The sequence below is a fragment of the Allobosea sp. TAB14 genome, from assembly GCF_052113865.1.
In the GTDB taxonomy this organism is placed as follows: Bacteria; Pseudomonadota; Alphaproteobacteria; order Rhizobiales; family Beijerinckiaceae; genus Allobosea; species Allobosea spartocytisi.
Map to the genome: position 1 here is coordinate 1 of NZ_JBFRDQ010000231.1, position 6103 is coordinate 6103.

Consider the following 6103-nt stretch of genomic DNA (forward strand, 5'->3'; position numbering starts at 1 on the left):
ACCTGGCGCCAGGTCCCGCCCCTCGAACGCGGACGCATCCTCAAGGCGATCGCCGCCATCGTGCGCGAAAACGCCCGCGAGCTTGCCGGGCTCGATGCGGCCAACTGCGGCAATCCGGTGCGGGAGATGCTCGGTGATGCCGCGATCGCCGCCGCCCAGCTCGACTTCTTCGGCGGCCTCGTCACCGAGATGAAGGGCGACACCATCCCGATGGGGCCGGATGCGCTCAATCTGACGGTGCGCCAGCCGCTTGGCGTCGTCGCTCGCATCCTCGCCTTCAACCACCCCTTCATGTTCTGCGCCGGCAAGATGGCCGCGCCGCTGGCGGCCGGAAACGCCGTCATCATCAAGCCGCCCGAGCAGGCGCCGCTATCGTCGTTGAGACTCGCGGAACTCGTCGGCGGYCTGTTGCCGGAGGGCGTGCTGAGCGTCGTGCCCGGCGGGCGCGAGGCCGGCGCGGCGCTGGCGAGCCATCCGGGCATCGACAAGGTCGCGCTCATCGGCAGCGTCCAGGCCGGTCGCGCCGTGATGAAGGCGGCGAGCGACACGATCAAGCCGGTGCTGCTGGAACTCGGCGGCAAGAACGCGCTGATCGCCTATGGCGATGCCGATCCAGAGCGGGTCGCCTCGGCGGTTGTCGCCGGCATGAATTTCACCTGGTGCGGCCAGTCCTGCGGTTCGACCAGCCGGGCCTTCATCCATCGTGACATCTACGAGGCGGTCCTCGCCCGGCTGCCGGCGAAGCTTTCCGGCTACGTGCCGGGCATTCCGACCGACGAGGCCACCACCATGGGCGCGATCGTCAGCCAGACGCAGCACGGGCGCATCCTCGACTTCATCGCCTCGGCGAAGGCCGAAGGGGCGCGGCTGGTCTGCGGCGGAGGCGTGCCGGATGCCCCCGGGCTCACCAAGGGGTTCTATGTCGAGCCGACGATCTTCGCCGATGTGACGCCGCAGATGCGGATCGCGCGCGAGGAGATCTTCGGCCCGGTGCTCTCGGTCATGCCCTGGAGCGACGAGGCGCAGATGCTGGAGACGGTCAACGCCGTCGAATACGGTTTGACCTGCTCGATCTGGACCAACGATCTCGTCAAGGCGCACCGCACCGCGCTGGCGGCGGAGGCCGGCTTCGTCTGGATCAACGAGGTCGCCAAGCATTTCCTGGGCACGCCCTTCGGCGGCTGGAAGCAGTCGGGCATCGGCCGCGAGGAGTGCCTCGGCGAGCTCATCGCCTTCACCCAGGAAAAGAACATCCATGTCAGCCTGAAGCTGCCGGGCTGAGGCCGCGAGGGTGCGCGATCGCGGCCTGAACCCGGCCGCGCGTGCACCAGATAAAAACACTCGGAGAAAACGCCATGAACGACATGACGCTGTCCGGCATCGATGTGCCCGTGGCATCGAGCGACAACGGCATCTGGGGCAGCGACGTGGTCGCGCAGATGCTGCGCGCGCTCGATATCCCCTATCTCGCCCTGAACCCCGGTTCCAGCTTCCGCGGCCTGCATGACAGCCTGGTCAACCATCTCGGCAACCAGCAGCCGCAGATGCTGCTCTGCCTGCATGAGGAGCATGCCGTCGCCATCGCCCATGGCTACGCCAAGGTCACAGGCAAGCCGATGGGCGTCATCCTGCACAGCAATGTCGGCCTGATGCATGGCGTGATGGCGGTCTACAACGCTTGGTGCGACCGCGTGCCGATGCTGATCCTGGGCGCGACCGGGCCTGTCGACGCGGCCGAGCGCCGGCCCTGGATCGACTGGCTGCACACGGCAAAGGATCAGGGCGCCCTCATCCGGCCCTATGTGAAATGGGACGACCAGCCCGTCTCGGTCGCCGCCGCGATCGACTCGCTGATCCGTGCGACCAACCTGACGCGTAGCGCGCCGCAGGCCCCGACCTATGTCTGCCTCGACGTATCCATGCAGGAGAAGCGGCTCGAAGAGATGCCGCCGCTGCCGGACCCCAAACGCTTCGCCATCGCCTCGCCGAGCGTCCCCCCCGCTGCGGAGATCAACCGGGCGGCGGAATTACTGCGCAACGCCAAGGCGCTGCTCATCTTGTTCGGCCGCATGTCGCGCGATGAAACCGATTGGGGCCGCCGCGTCGCGCTGGCCGAGCATCTCGACGCCGCCGTGCTGACCGACATCAAGACGGCAGCCACCTTCCCCACCGACCATCGCCTGCATGCGGCCAAGCCATCCTTCTTCCTCGACGCGCAGGCGGGCGAAGCCATTCGCGCCGCCGACGTCATCCTCGCCTTCGACTGGATCGACCTCGGGGGCACCTTGCGTCAGGCGGGCGGACCACTGTCGGCGCAGGTAATCAGCGTTTCGCTGGACCATCATCTGCACAATGGCTGGAGCATGGATCATCAGGCGCTCGCGCCGGCCGACCTGCATCTCGCCGCCGAGCCCGACGCGACCCTGCACCTGATCGCCGATGCGCTCGGAGTCGGGCCCGGTACGGCGCCGGCCATTCGCCCGACATTGCCCGCGCTGGCCTTCGACGGAGAAAGCCCGCTGGATGTCGTGTCGCTTGCCGCAGCCCTGGGCGAGGCGTTGCAGGACGAAGTGATCAGCCTCGTTCGCCTGCCGCTCGGCTGGGCGACGGAATCCTGGCATTTCCGGCATCCGCTCGACTATCTCGGCATCGATGGCGGCGCCGGCATCGGCTCGGGACCGGGAATGCTGATCGGCGCGGCTCTGGCCCTGAAGGACTCAGGCCGGCTGCCCGTGGCGGTGCTGGGCGACGGCGACACCATGATGGCGGCTTCCGCGCTATGGACCGCGGCGCATTACAAGCTGCCCTTCATCGCCATCGTCTCGAACAACCGCTCCTTCTTCAACGACGAGATCCATCAGGAGCGCGTCGCGAAGCAACGCCAGCGCCCGGTCGAGAACAAATGGATCGGCCAGCGCATCGACGAGCCGGATATCGACATCGCCGCCATCGCCACCGCCCAGGGTCTCCGGGGCATCGGTCCGATCAGGACGGTGAACGACCTGCGCGATGCGGTCGCCGAGGCTGTGAAGGCGGCCAAGGCCGGCGCCTCGGTTCTGATCGATGCCCGGGTCATGCCGGGCTACAATCCCGCGATGACGGCCGGCCTGACACGTCATGCCGGCGAAAAGCCGAAGGGCTGAGCGCCGGGCTCAGCCGGTCTCGGTCGGCGTATCCGGCACATCGGCGAGATTGCGCTGGACGGCGGCGAGGTAGCCGAGAAAGCGGGCTCGATCGTCCGGCGAGAAGCCGGCAGTCGCTTGCTGGACCACCTCCTGCGCCATAGGCAGCAGGGCGGCCTCGAGCGCCCGCCCCTTCGGCGTCAGCAGGACGTGCAGCTTGCGCCGATCCTGCGGGTCGCGTTCGCGGCTGATGAAGCCAGCCTTCTCCATGGCCGCCAGCGCGGTCAGTGTCGTCGGCTCCATCGTACCGATCCGGCGGGAGAGCTCGCGCTGCGTCAGCCCGTCCTCCTGCCAGAGCGCGCGCAGGAAATACCACATGCCGGTGGTGACGCCGTGCGGCTCGATCTTGCCCTGCAGGTAGCGCTGCGTCGCGCGGTTCGCCATCCGCAACTGGTAGCCCACGCTGCCTTCGAAGGGCAGTTCCCGCGGTTCCGCGATCGGCTCGCCCTTGTCCTCCGCTATGCTCGCCACGGTCGCTCGCGTCTCCGGCTGCCTCGGGAACAGTATAGGCCGCAACCCGACAGCCGATAGAGTGTCCGGGAACATCCGCGCCCATCGCGAAAAGTTTGTCAGGCCAAGCAAGATAATCTTGGACCTGACCGGTAGCGCTTCACTATCGTTGCGGTCGCGTCGGCTGCGAACCGCAACCAAGACGGCTGCGCGAGGGAAGAACGACATGCCGCCGACTCCGTCGGTCCTCGATCCTATCCGGCGCCCGCGCGCCGCGCATCGGCCGCTTGCGAAGGCTGCCGGGCGAAGGTCGGGGCGATGAGCGATGGCCAGCCAGGGGATGAGCGCGCAATGCCCGCTTCTGCCACCAAATTGCGTCTAGCCGAGACCGTGAAAGAGGCCGACCTGGTCATCGACCGCGTGACGATGCGGTTCCAGACGCGCGAGGGCGTCGTCACCGCCGTCGACGACATGTCGTTCTCGGTCGAGCGCGGCGAATTCGTCTCGATCATCGGCCCGTCCGGATGCGGCAAATCGACCGTCTTCAACATCCTGGGCGGGCTGGTGCGCGGCTATGAGGGCCAAGTCAGCGTCGGCGGCGACCTGATCTCGGGCCCGCACCCCTCGATCGGCATGGTCTTCCAGGAGGAATCGACCTTTCCCTGGCGGACCGTGCTCGACAACGTCGCCTTCCCGCTCGAGGTCAAGGGCGTGCGCAAGGCCGAGCGCTACGAGACGGCGCGGCGCTTCATCGACATGGTCGGCCTGAACGGCTTCGAGCAGCGCTATCCCGCCGAGCTTTCCGGCGGTATGCGCCAGCGCGTCGCCATCGCCCGCACGCTGGTGTTCGAGCCCAAGATCCTGCTGATGGACGAGCCCTTTGCCGCGCTSGACGAGCAGACCCGCMTCCTGCTCGGCGACAAGGTKCTSMAGATYCAGSARGMGCTGAAGCAGACSACSCTGCTGATCACGCACAACATCACCGAGGCCGTGCAGCTCTCCGATCGGGTCATCATCATGACCTTCCGCCCCGGCAAGGTGAAGCGCATCGTCGACATTCGCCTGCCACGGCCGCGCACGGGCGATGTCGTCGGCAGCGAGGCCTTCGGCCGCCATGTCGCGGAGATCTGGAACGATTTGCGCGAGGAAGCCTCGCGCGGCATGGCCGAATCCGAGGCCGGCGCCCGTCGCAGGGGGGCCTGAGCCATGTGGCTCACCAGAATCCCGCCGCTCGCGATCGGCTTCGCCACGGTCGCCCTCGGCCTGGGCGTCGTCGAGATTCTACTGCCGCTGGGCGTGCTCAACCAGTATGTGATCCCGCTGCCGTCGACCGTCCTCGGCAGCTTCGGTCGGCTCTTCGCCGAGGAGCAGTTGCTGGAGCGGCTGACGACGACCGGAGGCGAGGCTTTGACCGCGAGCGTCCTGGTCGCCATCGTCGGCGTCGCGCTCGGCGTGCTCTTGTACAAGGCCCGCATCCTCGCGCTCGCGACTGAATCCTGGGTGGCCGGCATTGCCGCCGCGCCCGTAGTGCTCGCCTACCCACTCTTCCTCGTCATCTTCGGGCGCAGCACCGTCACGATCATCGCGATGGGCTTCGTTGCCGGCATCGCGCCGGTCATTCTCAAGACCCTGGAAGGGCTGAAAGGCGTCAGGAAGAGCCTGATCAATGTCGGGCTCAGCTACAACCTGACCCCCGCGCAGCAGTTCTGGAAAATCGAATTCCCCGCCGCGATCCCGACGATCTTCGTCGGCGTGCGCCTCGGCCTCGTCTTCGCGCTGATCAACCTGATCGGCGTCGAGTTCCTCATCAATTTCGGTGGCCTCGGCCAGCTCATCAATGATCTCGCGGAACGCTATGATCTTGCCGGTGTTTTCGCAACGATCGTGTTCGTCATCCTCGTCAGCGTCGTGATTTTTGCGGTGCTCGAGCGCATGGAGCGCTGGTTCCGGCCAAGGCACTGAACGACACGCTGCACAGATGGCAAACCGGCCCGATCGAGACTGGAGCGCGCCGTCCGCCACTCGCCCCACGCCTTGTCCCGCTGGCTGAAGCGCCGCATGATGGGCTTCAAGAAAAAACGCCCGGGAGGCCGCGATCAATCTCCGCCAGCTCCGCTATTTCGTCGGGATCGCCGAAGTCGGGAACATCACCAAGGCCGCCGAGCAGCTCAATGTCGCGCAACCCGCTTTGGGTCTGCAGATTCGTCAGCTCGAGCAAGATCTTCAGACCGAGCTTCTGCTGCGCCATTCGCGTGGCGTCGTCCTGACCCAGGCCGGAGAACTCCTGCTCGAGCGCGCGCGGCGCATCCTGCAGGAGGTCGAGGACGCAAAGCGCGACGTCCGGGCGCTGGCCGGCAACGACCAGGAAATGCTGACGATGGGCCTGACGCCGAGCATCATGCTCCAGATCGGCCCCGATTTGCTGATCGACGCCAAGAACGGCATGCCCTCGGTCTCGCTCAGCCTGGTCG

General features: G+C 66.9%; 6 protein-coding genes. 5 read left to right on the top strand and 1 reads right to left on the bottom strand.

Annotated elements, in window-relative coordinates; translation table 11 throughout:
- A partial coding sequence (locus AB4Y99_RS24625) for an aldehyde dehydrogenase family protein (protein ID WP_441525168.1) occupies window positions 1-1281 on the top strand: 1281 nt, incomplete at its 5' end.
- 74 nt (window positions 1282-1355) lie between these two features.
- Complete coding sequence (locus AB4Y99_RS24630) at window positions 1356-3143, top strand: thiamine pyrophosphate-binding protein (protein WP_441525169.1); 1788 nt, start codon at window positions 1356-1358, stop codon at window positions 3141-3143.
- 9 nt (window positions 3144-3152) lie between these two features.
- Here AB4Y99_RS24630 and AB4Y99_RS24635 read toward each other — a convergent pair whose 3' ends face one another.
- Window positions 3153-3653, bottom strand: a complete 501-nt coding sequence (locus AB4Y99_RS24635) for a MarR family winged helix-turn-helix transcriptional regulator (RefSeq protein ID WP_210245588.1) — start codon at window positions 3651-3653, stop codon at window positions 3153-3155.
- Between the two features lie 330 nt (window positions 3654-3983).
- Between AB4Y99_RS24635 and AB4Y99_RS24640 the strand changes: the two genes are divergently transcribed.
- The 3 genes from AB4Y99_RS24640 to AB4Y99_RS24650 all read left to right on the top strand — a co-directional run.
- Complete coding sequence (locus AB4Y99_RS24640) at window positions 3984-4835, top strand: ABC transporter ATP-binding protein (RefSeq protein ID WP_441525170.1); 852 nt, start codon at window positions 3984-3986, stop codon at window positions 4833-4835.
- Between the two features lie 3 nt (window positions 4836-4838).
- Window positions 4839-5594 (top strand): ABC transporter permease, encoded by a 756-nt coding sequence (locus AB4Y99_RS24645; protein WP_441525171.1) that lies wholly within the window; start codon window positions 4839-4841, stop codon window positions 5592-5594.
- A 184-nt stretch (window positions 5595-5778) separates the two neighbouring features.
- Window positions 5779-6103 (top strand): LysR family transcriptional regulator (locus AB4Y99_RS24650; protein WP_441525172.1); only part of this gene is annotated, 325 nt, incomplete at its 3' end.